27 protein-coding genes are annotated in these 14,654 nt (G+C 65.3%); 9 read left to right on the top strand and 18 right to left on the bottom strand.

The window, feature by feature from the left end:
- Positions 1-709 precede the first annotated feature (709 nt).
- From ACFDS3_RS15370 to ACFDS3_RS15310, 13 genes are all read right to left on the bottom strand, one after another.
- Positions 710-1,792, bottom strand: coding sequence for a tyrosine-type recombinase/integrase (locus ACFDS3_RS15370; RefSeq protein ID WP_375263236.1), 1,083 nt, complete (start codon positions 1,790-1,792; stop codon positions 710-712).
- On the bottom strand, positions 1,681-1,965 hold the full coding sequence (locus tag ACFDS3_RS15365) for a helix-turn-helix domain-containing protein (RefSeq protein ID WP_375263237.1): 285 nt from the start codon (positions 1,963-1,965) through the stop codon (positions 1,681-1,683). Before ACFDS3_RS15365 ends, ACFDS3_RS15370 begins: the two co-directional genes overlap by 112 nt.
- 196 nt (positions 1,966-2,161) lie before the next feature.
- Complete coding sequence (locus ACFDS3_RS15360; RefSeq protein ID WP_375263235.1) at positions 2,162-3,013, bottom strand: phage Gp37/Gp68 family protein; 852 nt, start codon at positions 3,011-3,013, stop codon at positions 2,162-2,164.
- Positions 3,006-3,716, bottom strand: a complete 711-nt coding sequence (locus ACFDS3_RS15355) for a hypothetical protein (RefSeq protein ID WP_375263234.1) — start codon at positions 3,714-3,716, stop codon at positions 3,006-3,008. The genes ACFDS3_RS15360 and ACFDS3_RS15355 overlap by 8 nt, the downstream gene beginning before the upstream one ends.
- Entirely contained in the window at positions 3,713-3,976 is a 264-nt protein-coding gene (locus tag ACFDS3_RS15350) for a hypothetical protein (RefSeq protein WP_375263233.1), read from the bottom strand. Before ACFDS3_RS15350 ends, ACFDS3_RS15355 begins: the two co-directional genes overlap by 4 nt.
- Before the next feature lie 94 nt (positions 3,977-4,070).
- The gene (locus ACFDS3_RS15345; protein WP_375263232.1) at positions 4,071-4,220 is read right to left on the bottom strand and encodes a hypothetical protein; all 150 of its coding nucleotides are present in this window, start codon (positions 4,218-4,220) and stop codon (positions 4,071-4,073) included.
- Positions 4,217-6,391 carry a DNA cytosine methyltransferase gene (locus ACFDS3_RS15340; protein ID WP_375263231.1) on the bottom strand — a complete coding sequence of 725 codons (2,175 nt, stop codon included), beginning with the start codon at positions 6,389-6,391 and terminating at the stop codon, positions 4,217-4,219. The genes ACFDS3_RS15345 and ACFDS3_RS15340 overlap by 4 nt, the downstream gene beginning before the upstream one ends.
- Positions 6,391-6,732 (bottom strand): hypothetical protein, encoded by a 342-nt coding sequence (locus ACFDS3_RS15335; RefSeq protein ID WP_375263230.1) that lies wholly within the window; start codon positions 6,730-6,732, stop codon positions 6,391-6,393. Before ACFDS3_RS15335 ends, ACFDS3_RS15340 begins: the two co-directional genes overlap by 1 nt.
- Positions 6,732-6,875, bottom strand: coding sequence for a hypothetical protein (locus tag ACFDS3_RS15330; protein WP_375263229.1), 144 nt, complete (start codon positions 6,873-6,875; stop codon positions 6,732-6,734). The genes ACFDS3_RS15335 and ACFDS3_RS15330 overlap by 1 nt, the downstream gene beginning before the upstream one ends.
- A 92-nt stretch (positions 6,876-6,967) precedes the next feature.
- Entirely contained in the window at positions 6,968-7,189 is a 222-nt protein-coding gene (locus ACFDS3_RS15325; protein WP_375263228.1) for a hypothetical protein, read from the bottom strand.
- A gap of 2 nt (positions 7,190-7,191) precedes the next feature.
- Positions 7,192-7,440 (bottom strand): hypothetical protein, encoded by a 249-nt coding sequence (locus ACFDS3_RS15320; RefSeq protein ID WP_375263227.1) that lies wholly within the window; start codon positions 7,438-7,440, stop codon positions 7,192-7,194.
- Entirely contained in the window at positions 7,437-7,730 is a 294-nt protein-coding gene (locus ACFDS3_RS15315) for a hypothetical protein (RefSeq protein WP_375263226.1), read from the bottom strand. The genes ACFDS3_RS15320 and ACFDS3_RS15315 overlap by 4 nt, the downstream gene beginning before the upstream one ends.
- A 50-nt stretch (positions 7,731-7,780) precedes the next feature.
- On the bottom strand, positions 7,781-7,987 hold the full coding sequence (locus ACFDS3_RS15310; RefSeq protein ID WP_375263225.1) for a hypothetical protein: 207 nt from the start codon (positions 7,985-7,987) through the stop codon (positions 7,781-7,783).
- Positions 7,988-8,178: 191 nt separating this feature from the next.
- On the opposite strand from ACFDS3_RS15310, the gene ACFDS3_RS15305 reads away from it, so the two are divergent.
- Positions 8,179-8,472 carry a hypothetical protein gene (locus ACFDS3_RS15305; RefSeq protein ID WP_375263224.1) on the top strand — a complete coding sequence of 98 codons (294 nt, stop codon included), beginning with the start codon at positions 8,179-8,181 and terminating at the stop codon, positions 8,470-8,472.
- Here ACFDS3_RS15305 and ACFDS3_RS15300 read toward each other — a convergent pair.
- The gene (locus tag ACFDS3_RS15300; protein ID WP_375263223.1) at positions 8,469-8,618 is read right to left on the bottom strand and encodes a hypothetical protein; all 150 of its coding nucleotides are present in this window, start codon (positions 8,616-8,618) and stop codon (positions 8,469-8,471) included. The genes ACFDS3_RS15305 and ACFDS3_RS15300 overlap by 4 nt on opposite strands.
- Positions 8,619-8,716: 98 nt before the next feature.
- On the opposite strand from ACFDS3_RS15300, the gene ACFDS3_RS15295 reads away from it, so the two are divergent.
- Positions 8,717-8,845 (top strand): hypothetical protein, encoded by a 129-nt coding sequence (locus ACFDS3_RS15295; protein WP_375263222.1) that lies wholly within the window; start codon positions 8,717-8,719, stop codon positions 8,843-8,845.
- Here ACFDS3_RS15295 and ACFDS3_RS15290 read toward each other — a convergent pair.
- From ACFDS3_RS15290 to ACFDS3_RS15280, 3 genes are all read right to left on the bottom strand, one after another.
- Positions 8,805-9,269, bottom strand: coding sequence for a hypothetical protein (locus ACFDS3_RS15290; RefSeq protein ID WP_375263221.1), 465 nt, complete (start codon positions 9,267-9,269; stop codon positions 8,805-8,807). The genes ACFDS3_RS15295 and ACFDS3_RS15290 overlap by 41 nt on opposite strands.
- The gene (locus tag ACFDS3_RS15285) at positions 9,269-9,520 is read right to left on the bottom strand and encodes a hypothetical protein (protein ID WP_375263220.1); all 252 of its coding nucleotides are present in this window, start codon (positions 9,518-9,520) and stop codon (positions 9,269-9,271) included. The genes ACFDS3_RS15290 and ACFDS3_RS15285 overlap by 1 nt, the downstream gene beginning before the upstream one ends.
- 434 nt (positions 9,521-9,954) lie before the next feature.
- Entirely contained in the window at positions 9,955-10,710 is a 756-nt protein-coding gene (locus ACFDS3_RS15280; RefSeq protein ID WP_375263219.1) for a helix-turn-helix transcriptional regulator, read from the bottom strand.
- On the opposite strand from ACFDS3_RS15280, the gene ACFDS3_RS15275 reads away from it, so the two are divergent.
- Together ACFDS3_RS15275 and ACFDS3_RS15270 are read left to right on the top strand one after the other, a co-directional pair.
- Positions 10,688-10,924: a hypothetical protein gene (locus ACFDS3_RS15275; protein WP_375263218.1), complete on the top strand. Its 237-nt coding sequence runs from the start codon at positions 10,688-10,690 to the stop codon at positions 10,922-10,924. The two genes, ACFDS3_RS15280 and ACFDS3_RS15275, sit on opposite strands and share 23 nt — an antisense overlap.
- 112 nt (positions 10,925-11,036) lie before the next feature.
- Positions 11,037-11,510: a hypothetical protein gene (locus ACFDS3_RS15270; protein ID WP_375263217.1), complete on the top strand. Its 474-nt coding sequence runs from the start codon at positions 11,037-11,039 to the stop codon at positions 11,508-11,510.
- 5 nt (positions 11,511-11,515) lie between these two features.
- On the opposite strand, the gene ACFDS3_RS15265 is transcribed toward ACFDS3_RS15270, so the two are convergent.
- Positions 11,516-12,184, bottom strand: coding sequence for a DUF4145 domain-containing protein (locus ACFDS3_RS15265; RefSeq protein WP_375263216.1), 669 nt, complete (start codon positions 12,182-12,184; stop codon positions 11,516-11,518).
- 44 nt (positions 12,185-12,228) lie between these two features.
- Between ACFDS3_RS15265 and ACFDS3_RS15260 the strand changes: the two genes are divergently transcribed.
- The 5 genes from ACFDS3_RS15260 to ACFDS3_RS15240 all read left to right on the top strand — a co-directional run.
- Positions 12,229-12,435, top strand: coding sequence for a hypothetical protein (locus ACFDS3_RS15260; RefSeq protein WP_375263215.1), 207 nt, complete (start codon positions 12,229-12,231; stop codon positions 12,433-12,435).
- On the top strand, positions 12,432-13,400 hold the full coding sequence (locus ACFDS3_RS15255) for a hypothetical protein (protein ID WP_375263214.1): 969 nt from the start codon (positions 12,432-12,434) through the stop codon (positions 13,398-13,400). Before ACFDS3_RS15260 ends, ACFDS3_RS15255 begins: the two co-directional genes overlap by 4 nt.
- 201 nt (positions 13,401-13,601) lie before the next feature.
- Positions 13,602-14,207 carry an MT-A70 family methyltransferase gene (locus ACFDS3_RS15250; RefSeq protein ID WP_375263213.1) on the top strand — a complete coding sequence of 202 codons (606 nt, stop codon included), beginning with the start codon at positions 13,602-13,604 and terminating at the stop codon, positions 14,205-14,207.
- Positions 14,200-14,478, top strand: a complete 279-nt coding sequence (locus ACFDS3_RS15245; protein ID WP_375263212.1) for a hypothetical protein — start codon at positions 14,200-14,202, stop codon at positions 14,476-14,478. The genes ACFDS3_RS15250 and ACFDS3_RS15245 overlap by 8 nt, the downstream gene beginning before the upstream one ends.
- Positions 14,475-14,654 (top strand): hypothetical protein (locus ACFDS3_RS15240; protein ID WP_375263211.1); only part of this gene is annotated, 180 nt, incomplete at its 3' end. The genes ACFDS3_RS15245 and ACFDS3_RS15240, both read left to right, overlap by 4 nt.

Genomic DNA, 14,654 nt, shown 5'->3' with positions numbered 1-14,654 from the left:
CGAAAGGTTCTCAATGGCTTAGCCGAGGCGTGAGGCCAACTGCGATTGCCCTGCGTTGCAGGTTTAGCGGGCCTCGTCCGTCGCCAGAAGATCGCCGGGCCGTTGAGATCCTGCGCGGTGCCCATGCGGCCGAAGGGGACGGCGGCGCGGGGCGCGCGACCTCAAGGTTCGGTGTGTAGCTTGTCCGGTGGCCGCGGATCAGGTGCTGGTCGGCCCGGTACCGAAATCGCAGGACCGACTGATCGAGCCCAGAGCCGTGATGTCGGTGGCGCGATTCCGATTGCGCAGCGCGTTCGCACACCGGTCGCACAGGGCGGCCCCGTCACAACCCGATACCCGACGCGCCGTCCTGTGGCACCTCGAACAGCGCCGCAGCTTGGCGGAGCCGATGAAAAGGCGGAAGCGTCCCAGACGAACTGCCAGCAAGATCGGGCTCGCTTTGGTTAAGAATTTCTTAAGTGCATACCAGCGGGCAGTCGCGGAAAGCGATAGTAAAATGGATGTATATCGCGCCCGGGTTGCGCACCATCATGTGCGGACATTCGCCGGCGGAAGACGCCGGGCCTGTGTTCAATGGACGAGTCACAGGGTCGCCAGCCGACGGCCAATCGGGTTGGCCGAGCTTGGAGATCAGATCGTGTAAGAGGAACGGATTGGAGCGGGTGAAGGGAATCGAACCCTCGTATTCAGCTTGGGAAGCTAGGGTCACTCACTGATTTCCTTTGGCTTTTCCTACGACTTCGGGAGAAACTGCGGGACCGAGGCTCGTGAAGGCCTCCATAGCATCTGCCAAATCGCTGTCGAGCACATGCGCGTATCGCATCGTCGTCTCGATGTTGGCGTGCCCGAGCATCCGGCTCACCAGCTTGAGGTTACCCGTTTTTCGCAGCAGCCGCGTGGCGAAGGTGTGCCGGCAGTCATGGAACCGGAAGTTGTCGATCTCGGCAGTCGTGAGGGCGTTGCGCCATTCCTCCCAGATGTGCCCGCCATCGGTGATCCTGCGACGCTCGCCTTGGTGCTTCCCTTCCGTCCTGACGACGAAGGTGAACACGTAGGCCCGTTCCGTCATCGTATTCGAGCGGGGCAGGGCGGAGAGGATCGCTCGCGTCTCGGGGCTCATGGGCACGGTGTAGCTGCCACCGCCCTTCTGGCGGAACCGCACCCGGTTCGTCGACATATCAACGTCGGCCCATTTGAGGCTGCATATCGCATCGCGCCGCGCGCCTGTGGTCAGGGCGAACTTGACCATCGGGTGTAGGTCCTGACGTAGATGCTCGAACAAGCGCTCCTGTTCCGCCAGCGTCAGCTCGCGCACCCGCTCGGCGTCCTCCTTTGTCTTGAGCGCCTTCCAGTCGATATCAGGCACCGTGGCATCGTGCATCTTGCCCATGTGGTTCATCGACCGCTTGAGCATGTCGATCCGCCGGTTCGCCGTGGCGTTGGCGCAGTCAGCCCGCATGGCCGCGACCATCTTGAACAGGCGCCCGGTCGTCAGGTCGCCAATGGGGGTCTTTCCCGGCAGCACGACGAGGATGGCAGATGCCTGCCCTTTGGCCGTGCCAGCGGATGACTGGTGCTGGCACACGTCGCTCCAGTATGTCCCGAGCGCCTCGGCCACGGTGAAGGACCCTTGCCGCTTCGCCTTGTTCCCGGCCTTCGCCGCTACGCGCGCCTCGGCCTCTACTGCTTTCGCTTCTTGGAAGTCGTCCGTCCCACAAGAGCCGTGAAATCTACGACCCCGGACCTGGAAGTCGTAGTGCCAGAACCTCGACCCTTTCTTTCGGAACGGCATTCTTCAATGGTCCTTTTTTCGATGTAGTCGTCGAGATCATCGGGCCGGTACAGGATCTTTCCGCCGAGCTTCACGTACCGTAGCCCATCCGACCGCAGCCGCTGCAAGGTCTTCGTGCAGACGCGCAGCGTTTCGGCGGCTTCCTGTGGCGTGAGAAGGCGCGGCGCTCCCATGGTCAGCCCTCCGCTTTCGCGATCATAGCGCGATACCGGATCGCGTGCTTTTCCCGGCACGAGACCCATTCCGCCGTCGGGCGCTTTCCCGGAGACATGGCCCTCGCCGCGGCTCTGAGCATGTCGCGGGTAGGTTCGCGGGGCGCGACCAGATGCGTTCGTGGGCAGATGAGGCGGGCGACGGCGAGGCGCAGGCTCATCGCGGCCACTCCCTAACCATCAGATCATCGGGGATGCTTACGAACGGCTTCCGCGTCCCGCCGATCTGCTTCATGAAGAACGCGGTACCGGCGGCGGCGCACTGGTCGCGCAGGGACCGGGCCCACTCCGGATCCATCGGCCGAGCGCCGGGGCCGGACTCGCCGCCGGCGATGATCCAGTCGAGGCCGGACTGGCCTTTATCGAAGACAGCTTCCGGCTGCCGGCCACGCTGGCAGTTGTGCAGGGGAGGGTGACCGTTCCCGCACCAGGCGCAATCGCCCCAGCACTCGGCGTCCAGAGCACTCTCGCCGAACCATGCCGTCTCCAGGTCGACGAACTCCAGCAGCGGCTCGGCTGAGACGAACCGCACCGCCGCCGGCACCGCCAGCAGCGCGGGGATATTCCGGTCGGCCGTCTCCTGCGTCCCGGCGCTCGTCCCGAGCCAGACGTTCGGCCAGCCGTCGCCCCAATCGTCCGGCAGCATCTTCGCGATGTTCTGCGGGCGCTTCGTCAGCAGAAGCCAGTCGAGGTTGGGGCACTCGCGGATCAGGGCCCAGAGATCGGCGCGCCAATCATCCGGCACTGCGTTGTCGAACACGTCCGCGAGGCTGGCAACGAACACGCGGCGGCGGATGCCCTTGGCACCGGCCACTGCATCCCACTTCCGGGGCTTCGACCAGGTGGCGGCTGTGGTGCGGCGGCGGTCTGCCGTCGGACCCCAGCCGACATGGCCGGACCGCTTGGCCCAGCCTTCCGCGTAGCAGTGATCGCATTCGGGCGCGACCTTCTGGCACCCGGTCCACGGGTTGAAGGTGAAGTCGCACCATTCGATCGAGGTTTCAGCCATTGCCGGTCTCCATCTGATCGATGTTCTGGCGGTGGACGGTGAAGGTGACGGCGACGGTCCACGGGTTCGCGTCCCAGCCATAGCCGCGCGGGCCGTTGAGGCCGTCCCAGAGATCAGCGAACCAGTCGCGGGCATAGTCCCAGCCGATCCAGCCTCCCTTCGGGTGGGGTTCCTCGGCGGGAAATGGGTTTCCGTTGTCGTCCAGATCGCCCGGCTTGCACCCTTCAGCCCACGCGTCATCCTCGCTTATCTCCTGCACCCGCTGGACCCGAACGTCCGTGACCTGGAGCGTCAGGCGAGACGCCCATCGGGGCATGAAGATCGAGGGGCGGTCTTTGATGCCCTTCCTCGCGTCGGTCGCCGCATAGCGTATCCCGCACCACCTGGGCTTGCCGCCCGGGTTTATCTCGCGAGGACGGACCCCGTCATAGATGGGTGCTACCGCCCACGTCTCGCGAACCCAGAGCCGATCGCCACGGGCGAAGCGGATGCGCGGCTTGATGAACGGCATCCATTCGGCAACCGCCGCCGCCTCGGTGTCGTGGATGCCGAGGCCGCCGCCGTCGAGGCCGGGATACTCCACGAACCATTGGCCTTCGTGCTCGAAAGGCTGGGGCTTCAGCACCCTTCGCGTTTGGGTCTTCCGCCCGTCGAGCAGGGCGCGGACCATCGGGCCGGAGAACAGGATTGGCCTGTCGGTCATAGCTCTATCCCCATGAAAGCCTCTTGGATCGCGGCGTCCTTGCAGCGGTCCCACATTTTCCAGAAAGGCCGGCGCCAGCGAGGATCCCGCTTCGCCCGACGGCGGTATCTGGCGAGGCGCTGACGCTTCGCCTTCGGGACGCCCTGCCAGTGGCGGCCGCAAATCCACTCGTCGCCCACCTGGATGGGCGGCTTGCCCTTCCTCTGTCCGATCGTCCGGTGACAGCCCGGGACGATGCAGGGCAGGCGCAGCGCGCTCATGCCGACATCCTCCGTCCACAGCGCTGGCAGACGCGCTCGGGCATGGACCGGCTCTCACGCCAGCGGTGCAGCCCAAGTCGGCACAGGAGGCGCTTCATGTCAGCCACCAGAGCGGCAGGGCGATCAGCGCGCACAGGAGCACGCCAGCGACGAAGCCGAGGGCCATCCGCCGGCCGCATCGGACGCAGTGGCTCGTGCCCTCGCTTCCGAGGCCCTTGGCTTCTGAGCAGTATGGGCAGGTCATGCCGCGGCCTCCTTCTCGACCAGGTGCTCGCAGTTCGCGCCGGCCAGAGCCTCGGCGAGATCGGGGCAGACGCTGTTGCCGCAGCAGGAAATCTGGACGTCCTTCGGGAACGGGCGCCATGCCCATTCTCCGGCCTCGTCCTGTTCCCAGACGCCCTCGATCACGTAGTCGGGCGGGAAGCCCTGCGCGTTGAACAGCTCGCGTGGCGTGAGCATACGCAGGCCGATGTCGACCACCACGAACGTCTCGCCGTCGATCTCGAGCGTGACGAACTCGCCGCCCTCCCACGCGCCATGCTCGCGCAGGAACTCGGTGACCTCGCGTGCGCGAGCCTCGTGCTCGGTGGTGAAGGGAGGGGCCGAAAGCTCGGCCTGACAGTGGCCGAAGCGATCGCGCACGGTGACGGTGTGACACGGCTCGTCCATCGGGGCGCCGTCGCCGGTGCCGTAGTATTTCGCGAACCATGCGGCCACCGGCGTCTGGGTGCAGCCCTTGCCGACGATGGTGGACAGAGGCGAGCGAGCGTCATGCCCGACAAGCCCCGTGTTCTGCTGAGCGAGGAAGGCGGAGAAGGGATACTGCCGCGGACCCGCCGCCACGATGGTGCCGAGTGGCGCGGTCGGGTCGTAGCACCGCGGGGCCTGTCCCGGCCGCTCGCCGTTCCCGATGTGGACGAGGCCGGGCGCGATCAGGGCGTGCCGGTTCTCGACCGTCACCGTCCGTAGTGGTTCCGCCAGGTCCGCGCTGCGCTTCCCGCGCCCGCCGCCGTGGCCGTAGTAGGTCGCCAGCGCAGGCGCCATCACCATGTTCTGGTCTTTCGTGCTCGCGCAGATGGTGTGGTGCGGATCCTGTATGCCGCGGTTGCCGCCGCCCTGCTGCGCGTAGGTCAGCACCGGCGCCAGGAGCGCGGAATGCGAGCCGCCCGCGAGGATCGTCGCATGCGGTGCCGTGACCGGTGAAGACCGGCGAGCCGTGCCCTTCATGCTCATCAGGGAGGGCGAAATGATCCCAAGCGGGGCCGCGCCGCCGGGTTTCTTGATCCAGCTGTTCGCCGTGATGGTGGCGAGCGGGTCGCGCACATCCTGTCCGGTCGCGCCGCCGTTGAAGCGGGTGATCGAGGGGGCCAGCAGCGCATGCTGGATGCCGCCGGCCGAGACGGTGCCAAGCGGATTACCGATCGGGTATTCGCGCCGCCCGCCGCTGTCGCCATGGGCCACGCTGACGATCGAGGGCGCGACCCGGGCATGATGCCCACCCGTGCAGACGGTCGCCGTGGGTTCGCGCTCAGAGTATCCGGGGTGGCCGCTCGTGTTCACGATGAACGGCCGCTCCGCCTCGAGCACATAGCGAGCCATCCCGCGGGCAATCCGGGCCATCGTATTCTTCGCCAGCGGCCGCACCGCGCGCAGGCCGTGCTTCGCCTTGATCTCGGCCGAGGTGTCGAAAATAGACGGGCAGGGCAGCGACCAGTCAATGATCTCTGCCGCCGCGCGCCAAGGCTTCAGCTTGCCGGACTTCACTGCCGGGCTGTTCGGGTCGCCATGCGACGGCTTCGGCCAGACGATCGGGCGACCGTCACGGCGCGCGATCCAGAACATGCGCCGCCGGATGGTCGGGGCGCCATAGTCGCAGGCGCGCAGGACCTTCGCCTGCATCCGGTAGCCGGCGCGGCGGAACCGCTTGCGCCAGTGCTTGTAGGTATGCCCCGACAGCCATTCGATCACGCGGCCTTCGTCGTCGACCGGACCCCAGGTCACGAACTCCTCGACGTTCTCCATGATGATGACGTCGGGCTTCACGTCCTCGGCCCAGCGGAGGACCACCCACGCGAGGTCTCGGATGTTCCGGTCGCGCAGTGCCGAGCCCTTCGCCTTCGAGAAATGCTTACAGTCGGGCGAGGCCCAGAGAAGCCCAACCGGCCGCCCGCGGGTCACGCTGCGCGGGTCCACGTCCCAGATGTTCGAATCGAGATGCAGCGTGTCGGGGTGGTTCGCGGCGTGCAGGGCGAGCGCTGCCGCCGAGTGGTTGATCGCCACGTCTGGGCTGCGGCCGAGCGCCTGCTCGATGCCGGTACTGGCGCCACCGCCACCGGCGAAGCTGTCGATGATGAGGGGGCGGCCCCCGTCGGTTCGGCGCGGTGGGTCCAGGTCGAAGAGGTTCGCGCCGTCCATCAGCAGATCCCCGCTTCATCGTCGAGGACGGCGTTCACCATGTTCTCGTCGATTACGGTCTCTACGATCCGGCGGGCCAGTTCATTCTGGGTGGTCCCCCGGCGTTCGGCGTGGGGCCGCAGGCGATCGAGGATGTCGTTCGGGAACAGGACGGTCTTTCCGTTCGCCTCGGCTGGACGTTTCGGGCGCTGACGCCGGGCGGATGCCTCTAGTGCGGCTACGGTGCCTTCGCTCACGCCGACCCGGGCGGCGATGTCCTTCGTCGGAATGCCGGTCTGGCGAAATGCGACCACGGCGGCTGTGCGGCTGGGGTAACCGCAGGTCGGCTTCGGGGCGCCCATCACGAACCCTCCGCCACGTGCCGCGCCACGGCGAGCCAGTCCGGCCTCGTAAGGGCGGGGTCGACACGCATCGGGGCGGGCACGAGCTCGGCGGCCCTCACGGTTTCGATGATGTGGCGAGGGGTGAAGAAGGTCTGAGGCATACCGCGTTCCCAAGGTGAAAAGGCGGGGGCGACAGGGACGGGCCGCCCCCGCAGGTGATCCGCCGACGAGCAGTGCGGCGGACAGGGAGGGACTAGAAAGGGAGCGAGGCGTTGGGCGCAGGGCAGCCGTCGCCCGCGCAGGCTGCAGTCTGGGCAACCACGCGAGGTGCCATGACCATCCCGAGGGCGACGAAGAGAGCCAACGCTGCGACGATCAGAATGACCGGGGCGAATAGAGGCGTTGGGCGCGGTTTGGCGACCATCTCTCCGGTCCGGAGGTTCGCGAAGCGGGAAAGCTCTTCCTGGCGGGACATGCTCATTCTCCGATGTTTGTGACGCGGTGGCGGGGCGCGCGCTCGATCTCATCGAGCGTCAGCTGAGCCGCCCAGGGCGCTCCCCGCTCGTAGACATCCCCGACCGGCTTCCTGTCTTTCCCGAGACATTCGCGTCGTTGATGGGCTTCGTGCCCGCCGGTCGGGGTGGCGGGGCGATCCCCCGCGTTCGGTTCGCCGTCGGCGCGCGCTGGGCGCCCGCCAGGCGTGAATTCGTGTTTGATGCCGCTCATGCCGCGTCCGCCTCGACCAAGTCCTCGCGGGTGATCGCGAAGACCTCGGAGACCACGAGGAACGTCTCGCCCGGGCTGGCAGCGGCCAACTTCGCAGCTTCGGCCTGCGCCTCTTGAGCGGTGCCATGTTCGAACGGCCACATGGCGGGGCGGATGCGATTGGTCCCGCCGCCACGGCGGAACACGAAGTGCCCGCCGCCGATGACTTCGCCCTTCCGAGGCTCCTGGGGGTTCTTCAGCCAGCCGCCGCGCGGCTTCTTCTTCGGATTGGCCTTCGTCTTGTCGATCATGGAGTTGTCTCCCTCGTCTGCCCGCGAAAGCGGGGTGTGTGGTGGGCTGGTCAGGCGGCGCTGACCGCGTGGATCACGTGCGCCGGGGGCACGGGCAGGGCCGGTGCGACGGGCGTCGGAGGGGTGGGGGTGCCGTTCGCAGCGACGAGAACCAGCGGCATCGGCGCCAGGCTAACGCGGCGGACTTCGAACTGGGCCAGAGCTACCGCCGCGTAGCGGTCGGTGCAGGCTGTTCCCTTGGGGGTGACGTAGATCATGGGGCGTCTCTCCGTTGCATGGCTGGTGGGCCGTGGCGTTGGAGAGACTATGCGAAAATCGCAGGAACAGCGCAAGGAAAAAAGTTGCGAGAACCGCAAGAAAATTCGCATGGAGTGATTCGGGAAGCTGGCGATAACAGCAGGGAAGGTGCTACACCGCCCCTGTCAGCGCGGGACGGAAGGAGAGCGTGATGCGGACGGAAGGGTATGACATGGATGCCGACACGGGGCTGGACGCGGGCATCAAAGCCCACGTCGCCGTTCTACGAAATGCTGGGGTGGAGACGTTCGAATCGTGCCAAGGCGGTGCAGGACATGCCTACGCAGAGCCGACGGTGAGATTCTTTGGGGATCGCAGCGAGGGGTTTCGCGCCCTCGCTGCTGCGCTTCAGGTCGGACTACCTGTCACGGACCTTCGGCGCGCTTGGCCGGTGGTCGAAGGTGAGCCTACCGGCCCTTGGTGGGAGCTGGTGTTCCGGGCCTAGCTGAGCCTGGAGCACTCCTGGCACAGGGGTTTATCCCCGGTGCCCTGCCGCAGGTTCTCTTTCTCGATGTTGTTGCCGGTGTTGCAGTTGGTGTTGTTGTGATGGATGGACGCTTTGACCGAGTGCCACGGGCTCTTCTTCGCCATTCCTATACCTCCAGGTTGTGGAGCCTCGAGCGTGGCATGGCGAAGATGATTCTCGAAAGCAAAAAAGCCCCGCGCGATGGCGGGGCAGGTGGGGTTCAATGATTGAAGTTCGCGAGACTGTCGAGACCGTGCCGGGCTTCGGGGTGACCTATCGCGTGAAGCGGCGCACGTGGCTGCTGTTCGGGGTCATTCCGGTGGCGTGGTCTCGGGAGACGGTGCGGGGCTGACCCGGCTGTCGCGGTCAATAACGATAACCGACGGCTGCTCGCTTGACCGCGCAGCCGTAATGGAGTCCGCGAGGGTCCGGTTCAGTTCGAGCAGATTAGCGTTGATCTCGGCGGGAAGCGCGTCCATGCGCGTCCCCAAGGCGTCAACGGACGACTGAAGCTCGAATGACTGAACGACCAGCCATCCCATTCCCCCTAGTAGCAGCGCCATTGCCCCGAGCAGTGCAGAGGACACGAAACCGGCAGCCCATTTCAGCGTGGACGTGCCGCCTTCAAGGCTTGCTAGTCGTTCGCCGATGTTCATCTCAAGCCGCTCCGATCCGCCACCACCTCCATCGGAATGTATGGGCTGTGGACGCTCAATCAAAGCGTCTAGTTCTTCCATTGAGCGTCTGACGCGATCCATAGTGAACAGCTCAGCCATCAAGGTTCTCTCCGAAGTTTAGACCACTCCGGCAGAGCCTCGGCATCTACAACTTTGGTTATCTCATTGACCAGCTCGTTCACTTCTTCTCTTAGGGCGTGTCGCCTCGATTGATCGCCGGTGAGGCCCATGGATGATGCCTTCAAAGCCACCATGAGAGAAAGCGAGAGTGCATGGTTCAAGTCGATCTGACGCGTCTCCAGCCGCTCGATCCGGCGGCGCAGCTCGGCAATCTCTTCCTCAGCGTTCATGTCACCTTCCTCACCACCTCGGGCGGCAGGTTGAACCGGACGCGGGCGGTCACAGCGCGCACGTCCGATAGGCTTCATTGGCGAACTCGACGACAGACCGCTGCTGAAAATCACGCGTCGAGTAACGAGGCTCACCATACGCTAGGAGTACCATACGCTGCGCGTCCCGCTTGTAGATGTCATCGACGTCTGCCCTCTCAACGCCAGCCATTGCATCAGACAAAGGTCGGCCGGTTTGCCGCCCCTCCATCACGAGGGCGGCCAACTCGGATCGACTGCCGCAGGCGGTTCCGTCGCTCTGGACGGTTGCCGAGAGGCGATTTCTCTGAAAGCTCGCAACCTGCTGTTCTAGGCTTTCGGTCTGACAGCCGGCGACAGCGATCGTGGCGGCGAAAAGTAAGGGCAACCTCATGAGTGCAACTCTCCGATAGGGGTCAGGGGTGCTTCTTCCCAGACCAGACCACGCGACCGACGATCTCGACTTCCTCACCCGGCACCTCTTCGGGCGGGAACTCACGGTCGTTGTCGGAATGCAGGATAACCGATTTCCGGTCCCGCGCCTTTTGCAGGCGCTTCACCCGCAATAGCCCGTCATGGCGCACTACGAACATGCCGTCGTAGGCCATGTTGGTCTTGGTCATGTCCACCATCACTATATCGTCGTGATAGAGCGTGGGCACCATGCTCGCGCCGGTTACCGAGATGATCGCCAGCTTGTCTGGGCTCGTTCGCGTGATGTGGTGCAGGTATCCAGGCGGAAACGATAACTGGTCCGCGATAGCCTCATATTCAGGAGCTACAGCCCCGCCGCCCGCCGCCGCTCGTACGTCATAGACTGGAATAAGCGTTGGGGCCGCGGTGGGATCAGCGGGGACGCCGACAGGCTCCGCGATCCCGCGCTCGAAGAACCCGACAACGGCCGGAACTTCGCTGGCCTGAACCTTTCGGTTCCCGCTCATGATCTTTGACAGCTTCGAGTCATCGATACCCATCGCCCGAGCGAGGTCGGCCATCTCGCCGCGCCGCCCCGTCAGGTGCTTCCTGATGTAGTCTGCGTTCACCTGTTCCATGCCCCGATGAGTTGCGGATTTCGCACGGTGGCGATATCGCCGAAAATCGCAAGGTTCGGGCTTGATGTTTCCTGCGCTTTCCGCAAGTATATCAAGCATGGAACCTGCGATCAGCATCATCAAAATCTGTGGCGGCTTCGCAGCCGTCGCTGAGATGACGGGGCGCGACGAGACGCGCGTCCGTCGTTGGACTTACCCCAAAGAAAGAGGCGGCACCGGCGGGCTGATCCCGGCGGAGCAGCAACAGGTCATCATGGCCGAGGCGCGGGCGCGAGGCCTGCCGCTCTCGCCGGAGAACTTCTTCGTCGATGACTCTGACCAGAGCGCAGCATGACCTGCGCTCGCCCAGCAACTCCCCGATCCGTATCCATCGTTCGCTCTCCATTCCGTGAAGATGGGGTGAGCGCGGGCGCGACCCAACCGAAACTCACCGGAGGCTTTTCGGCATGAGCAGGAACAACCCCCGCGACAGCATTCAGGATGTGGTGGCCCGCGCTTACCGCGCCGCTGGCGGCATCGAGAACGTATCGGCCGATCTTGGCCTGTCCATCGGCACCCTGTCCGAGCACACCGGCTTGCCCAAGGGGAAACGCGCCGGTGGTCTGGGCATCAACTACGCCGACACCCTGTCGCGCATCCATCCCGAGGTTGCCGCCGTCTATGCCGCGCACTTCGCCGCACTGGCAGGTGGCACGTTCACCGCCGCTGACGAGGCCGCGCCCCTCGAAACGGTCGAACACCTGTCCCGCATCGCCAAGGAAAGCGCCGAAGGGCTGACCGCTCTGGCCCGGATCGAGCATGGCGGATCGAAGGCCGACGCACTGGAACAGCTGGCCGACATTCACCGCGTCGTGGGTGAGGCGATCCGCGACCTCGCTATCGCGCCCGTCACCTCGCTCGCAGATCGGAGGGCGTCATGAGCGGATCAGTCCTGTTTCGCAGCTATCTCCCGGGGGAGCCGGAAGGTCATGTGGAGAAAGAGTTCGAGGAATTCGAAAAGCTCGTCAGCGCTTCCTTCCTCGGCGGTTCCGTCGTGGATCGCGTCATTGCGAAGGTCGCGCAGGTGGTGCGCCCACTGGTGAAGTGCTTCCGTGATGAGCTTCTTCTCGAGAGCATCATCAATTCGACTGCGGACGTTTTTGCCGGTGGTTCCAAGAGCCTTGAGCGCAACCTCCAAGCAAGTGACGAATGCGCTGACCTTGGCGGAGTCCGATACCTTCGCGTGTCTGATCTCGAACGCGTCCCTGTAGTTCTGGACGACTGGATCGGGCCAGTCAGTCGTTTCCGAGGGCTTCCGCACAGCGGGGTAGATGTCCGTCACAGTAATGAGCCCGTCTCCACCGAACAGCGGCGCCTCATCCGCCAAATGCTCGATGATCGATTTCAGGACCCGGCGCGTCGTCGCGAAGCTGGCCATCATCGGCTGGCCACATTTAGGGCAGACGCCTCGGCCAACACCCTCCACCGCGTCCGCGTCCTCCTGAACCTGAATGTGAAGGCCTCTGATGTGGCTCGGAACCTGCTCATTCAATGGGCGCGGATCGCGGCGGCGCACTTCGGCAACATGATCAAAGCGCAGATCCACGATCTGCATGCACGATCCGCATCTCTGATTTGTGGTGAACATGGAGGCTCCTCGTGTCGGCTATGAACATTCTGACCGCGGTCGATGACGCAATCAATGCCGCCGGCAGTGATCCCGACGATCTGATGTCACGACTTTCCGAGCTCGGCCATCTTTACGGTCAGCACCATGTCACCCGAGCACTTGCGCTCACCGCTCAGATCGACCGGGCGCGTCTGCGCTACTTGCGGCAGGACGCTGAGGCGGAGACCTCGTCATGACCGATCCCCTCGACACCGCCCTCGATAACATCGACACCGAGCGCAAACGTCTCCTCAGCGCCCGCATGGTTGTCGAGAACGCGATCCGCTTCCGCGACCAGGCCGCGCGCCTCGGCTTCGAGCCTGAGGCCAAGGCGAACCACAACGGCTTCGGCATATGGGTGCCATTCCATGCCGAGCTGGTAGCAGCGCTTGCCGCTGGTGGCGTCGTGCCGCCGTCTCACGAAGTGAAGGAGAAGCCGGCCGAGCCCGCCGACGACGCCGAGAACCCGCACGACGCAGGCAAGCCGTGGCCTGCCGTGCGCGACGATTATCAGCCGCCAGCGCCTGTCGAGCAAGCGGCGGAACCCACCAGCCCACGTGCCACGTCGGTCGGTCAGAGCGGCGGTGGGGACGCAGAAGCCCTGCCGCCGCGAGAGGTGAAGACCGAGAAGCCCGCGCTGCCACCGATCAAGGATCCGCACGGAAAGCCGGTGGTGTTGGAGAACGTGCGGAAGACCTGGACGCCCGAGGAGGAGGCTGACCTCATCGCACGCGTGGACCGCGGTGAGACCTTCGCGGAGATCGCCGAAGCCATCAACCGCAAGACCGCCGCGGTCGCGGGCAAATACACCTATATGCGCTCGCGCGGGCTCCTCAAGGACGACGAGGCGACCGTGGACACCACCCTCCCGGCCGAGCCCGCCACGCCGGAGCCCGAGCAAGTGCCCATCGAGGTCACCACCCCCGCAGCTGATCCGGTCGAGGAGAGCAGCGGCTGGACCAGGGGCGAGGATCTCGAGCTTCTACGCCTGCTGTCATCAGGAAAGAGCCCGCGCGTCACGGCCGAAGAGCTTGGCCGCACGGTCGATGATATCCTGGCGCGGCGTCTGCTCCTGAACCCTTCGAGACATCCGCGCGATCTCACTCGCATCTATCACGAGCGCCGGATGGAAGCTGAGCACAAGGAAGGAGTGTCGGCATGAGCATCGCCGACGAAGCACTCGCGTTCCGCATCTGGCAGCACTGCAACCCGATCGGCTGGACTGCACCATGCAGGAAGCCGGGGATGCGGTCGGCGTGACTGCCCAGAAGGTCGGCCACATCGCGAAAGCGAAGGGCTGGAAGCCCCGGTTCCGCACCACCGCTACCGACATGAACGCGCACCGAATGGCGGAGGCGATACTGTGACTGCCGCTCTTGCCCCGCCGCTCGAAGACGGCCGCGTCTACATCGATTTCGCTTCGATCCCGCCCCTGCGCTACGGCCTAATCATGGCCGACCCGCCCTGGGATTTCGCCAACTGGTCGGCTGCAGGTGAGGCGAAGAACGCCAAAGCGCAGTATTCCTGCATGTCGCTGGACGACATCAGGGCGATGCCCGTCTCGCACCTCGCCGCCCGCGACTGCGTCCTGTGGCTCTGGGCAACGAACCCGATGCTTCCGCAAGCGATCGAGACGATGGCCGCCTGGGGCTTCCGGTTCCGCACGGCCGGCCATTGGTCGAAGAAGACTGCGACCGGCGCGCAGGCTTTCGGTACCGGCTACATCCTGCGTTGCGCGGGCGAGCCGTTCCTGATCGGCGTCGTCGGCCAGGCGCGCTGCACCCGCTCTGTCCGGTCGGTGATCGAAGGGCTCGTGCGCGAGCATTCCCGCAAGCCAGATGAGGCCTTCGCTGCAGCTGAAGAGCTGGTGCCTCACGTGGCGCGCCTGGAACTCTTCTCGCGGTCGCGCCGGCCCGGGTGGGATGCGTTCGGAAATGAGGTCGACCGGTTCGAGGGGCGCAATGTCTGATCGGGTCCGCTTCGGATTTCTGGCCCTGTCACTGGCCCTGCGCGCACGCTGCGGGACGTTTGATCGTGCCGGCGCCGGTCGGTTGATCGAGCGCGGTGACCGTCTATCCGACGAGGCGGGTTGCGCCGCTCGTGCATTCTACTCGCTGGGCCCTGACGACGCGGCCCGCGCGGGCGCTGACCTGGAGCGCTTCGTGACCGAGATGGCGGCCACCATCCCCGCGCCCGCGCCGCGTGAGTTCGACTGGCAACGGAGGGCGGACCTGTCATGACGCCGGCCGAACGCCTGATCGTGAATTCCCTGGTCGTCTTCGTCTGCGAGGACGGACCCCCCGGAAACGGACTGGTGCGGGTGACGCCGAAGGGCGAGGTCGACCGATTCGCCCTGAACCGGAGGAACGGAGGCGAACTGGCCGGCGCCTGCTTCAGCCCCGACGGAAACACGCTC

Source organism: Palleronia sp. (assembly GCF_042089775.1).
Classification (GTDB): domain Bacteria; phylum Pseudomonadota; class Alphaproteobacteria; order Rhodobacterales; family Rhodobacteraceae; genus Palleronia.
Note: the sequence above shows the minus strand (reverse complement) of the source record. Positions and strands in the feature narration are given on the sequence as shown.

What these genes read in the sequence shown, in the direction of transcription:
- ACFDS3_RS15370 (WP_375263236.1), bottom strand. Translation starts at nt 1,792, where the DNA reads ATGCCGTTCCGAAAGAAAGGGTCGAGGTTCTGGCACTACGACTTCCAG.
- ACFDS3_RS15300 (WP_375263223.1), bottom strand. Translation starts at nt 8,618, where the DNA reads ATGGCGAAGAAGAGCCCGTGGCACTCGGTCAAAGCGTCCATCCATCAC.
- ACFDS3_RS15295 (WP_375263222.1), top strand. Translation starts at nt 8,717, where the DNA reads ATGATTGAAGTTCGCGAGACTGTCGAGACCGTGCCGGGCTTCGGGGTG.
- ACFDS3_RS15290 (WP_375263221.1), bottom strand. Translation starts at nt 9,269, where the DNA reads ATGGCTGAGCTGTTCACTATGGATCGCGTCAGACGCTCAATGGAAGAA.
- ACFDS3_RS15255 (WP_375263214.1), top strand. Translation starts at nt 12,432, where the DNA reads ATGACCGATCCCCTCGACACCGCCCTCGATAACATCGACACCGAGCGC.
- ACFDS3_RS15365 (WP_375263237.1), bottom strand. Translation starts at nt 1,965, where the DNA reads ATGGGAGCGCCGCGCCTTCTCACGCCACAGGAAGCCGCCGAAACGCTG.
- ACFDS3_RS15325 (WP_375263228.1), bottom strand. Translation starts at nt 7,189, where the DNA reads ATGTCCCGCCAGGAAGAGCTTTCCCGCTTCGCGAACCTCCGGACCGGA.
- ACFDS3_RS15345 (WP_375263232.1), bottom strand. Translation starts at nt 4,220, where the DNA reads ATGACCTGCCCATACTGCTCAGAAGCCAAGGGCCTCGGAAGCGAGGGC.
- ACFDS3_RS15270 (WP_375263217.1), top strand. Translation starts at nt 11,037, where the DNA reads ATGAGCAGGAACAACCCCCGCGACAGCATTCAGGATGTGGTGGCCCGC.
- ACFDS3_RS15275 (WP_375263218.1), top strand. Translation starts at nt 10,688, where the DNA reads ATGGAACCTGCGATCAGCATCATCAAAATCTGTGGCGGCTTCGCAGCC.
- ACFDS3_RS15340 (WP_375263231.1), bottom strand. Translation starts at nt 6,391, where the DNA reads ATGGACGGCGCGAACCTCTTCGACCTGGACCCACCGCGCCGAACCGAC.
- ACFDS3_RS15350 (WP_375263233.1), bottom strand. Translation starts at nt 3,976, where the DNA reads ATGAGCGCGCTGCGCCTGCCCTGCATCGTCCCGGGCTGTCACCGGACG.
- ACFDS3_RS15360 (WP_375263235.1), bottom strand. Translation starts at nt 3,013, where the DNA reads ATGGCTGAAACCTCGATCGAATGGTGCGACTTCACCTTCAACCCGTGG.
- ACFDS3_RS15265 (WP_375263216.1), bottom strand. Translation starts at nt 12,184, where the DNA reads ATGCAGATCGTGGATCTGCGCTTTGATCATGTTGCCGAAGTGCGCCGC.
- ACFDS3_RS15330 (WP_375263229.1), bottom strand. Translation starts at nt 6,875, where the DNA reads ATGCCTCAGACCTTCTTCACCCCTCGCCACATCATCGAAACCGTGAGG.
- ACFDS3_RS15315 (WP_375263226.1), bottom strand. Translation starts at nt 7,730, where the DNA reads ATGATCGACAAGACGAAGGCCAATCCGAAGAAGAAGCCGCGCGGCGGC.
- ACFDS3_RS15310 (WP_375263225.1), bottom strand. Translation starts at nt 7,987, where the DNA reads ATGATCTACGTCACCCCCAAGGGAACAGCCTGCACCGACCGCTACGCG.
- ACFDS3_RS15305 (WP_375263224.1), top strand. Translation starts at nt 8,179, where the DNA reads ATGCGGACGGAAGGGTATGACATGGATGCCGACACGGGGCTGGACGCG.
- ACFDS3_RS15285 (WP_375263220.1), bottom strand. Translation starts at nt 9,520, where the DNA reads ATGAACGCTGAGGAAGAGATTGCCGAGCTGCGCCGCCGGATCGAGCGG.
- ACFDS3_RS15245 (WP_375263212.1), top strand. Translation starts at nt 14,200, where the DNA reads ATGTCTGATCGGGTCCGCTTCGGATTTCTGGCCCTGTCACTGGCCCTG.
- ACFDS3_RS15355 (WP_375263234.1), bottom strand. Translation starts at nt 3,716, where the DNA reads ATGACCGACAGGCCAATCCTGTTCTCCGGCCCGATGGTCCGCGCCCTG.
- ACFDS3_RS15280 (WP_375263219.1), bottom strand. Translation starts at nt 10,710, where the DNA reads ATGATGCTGATCGCAGGTTCCATGCTTGATATACTTGCGGAAAGCGCA.
- ACFDS3_RS15320 (WP_375263227.1), bottom strand. Translation starts at nt 7,440, where the DNA reads ATGAGCGGCATCAAACACGAATTCACGCCTGGCGGGCGCCCAGCGCGC.
- ACFDS3_RS15335 (WP_375263230.1), bottom strand. Translation starts at nt 6,732, where the DNA reads ATGGGCGCCCCGAAGCCGACCTGCGGTTACCCCAGCCGCACAGCCGCC.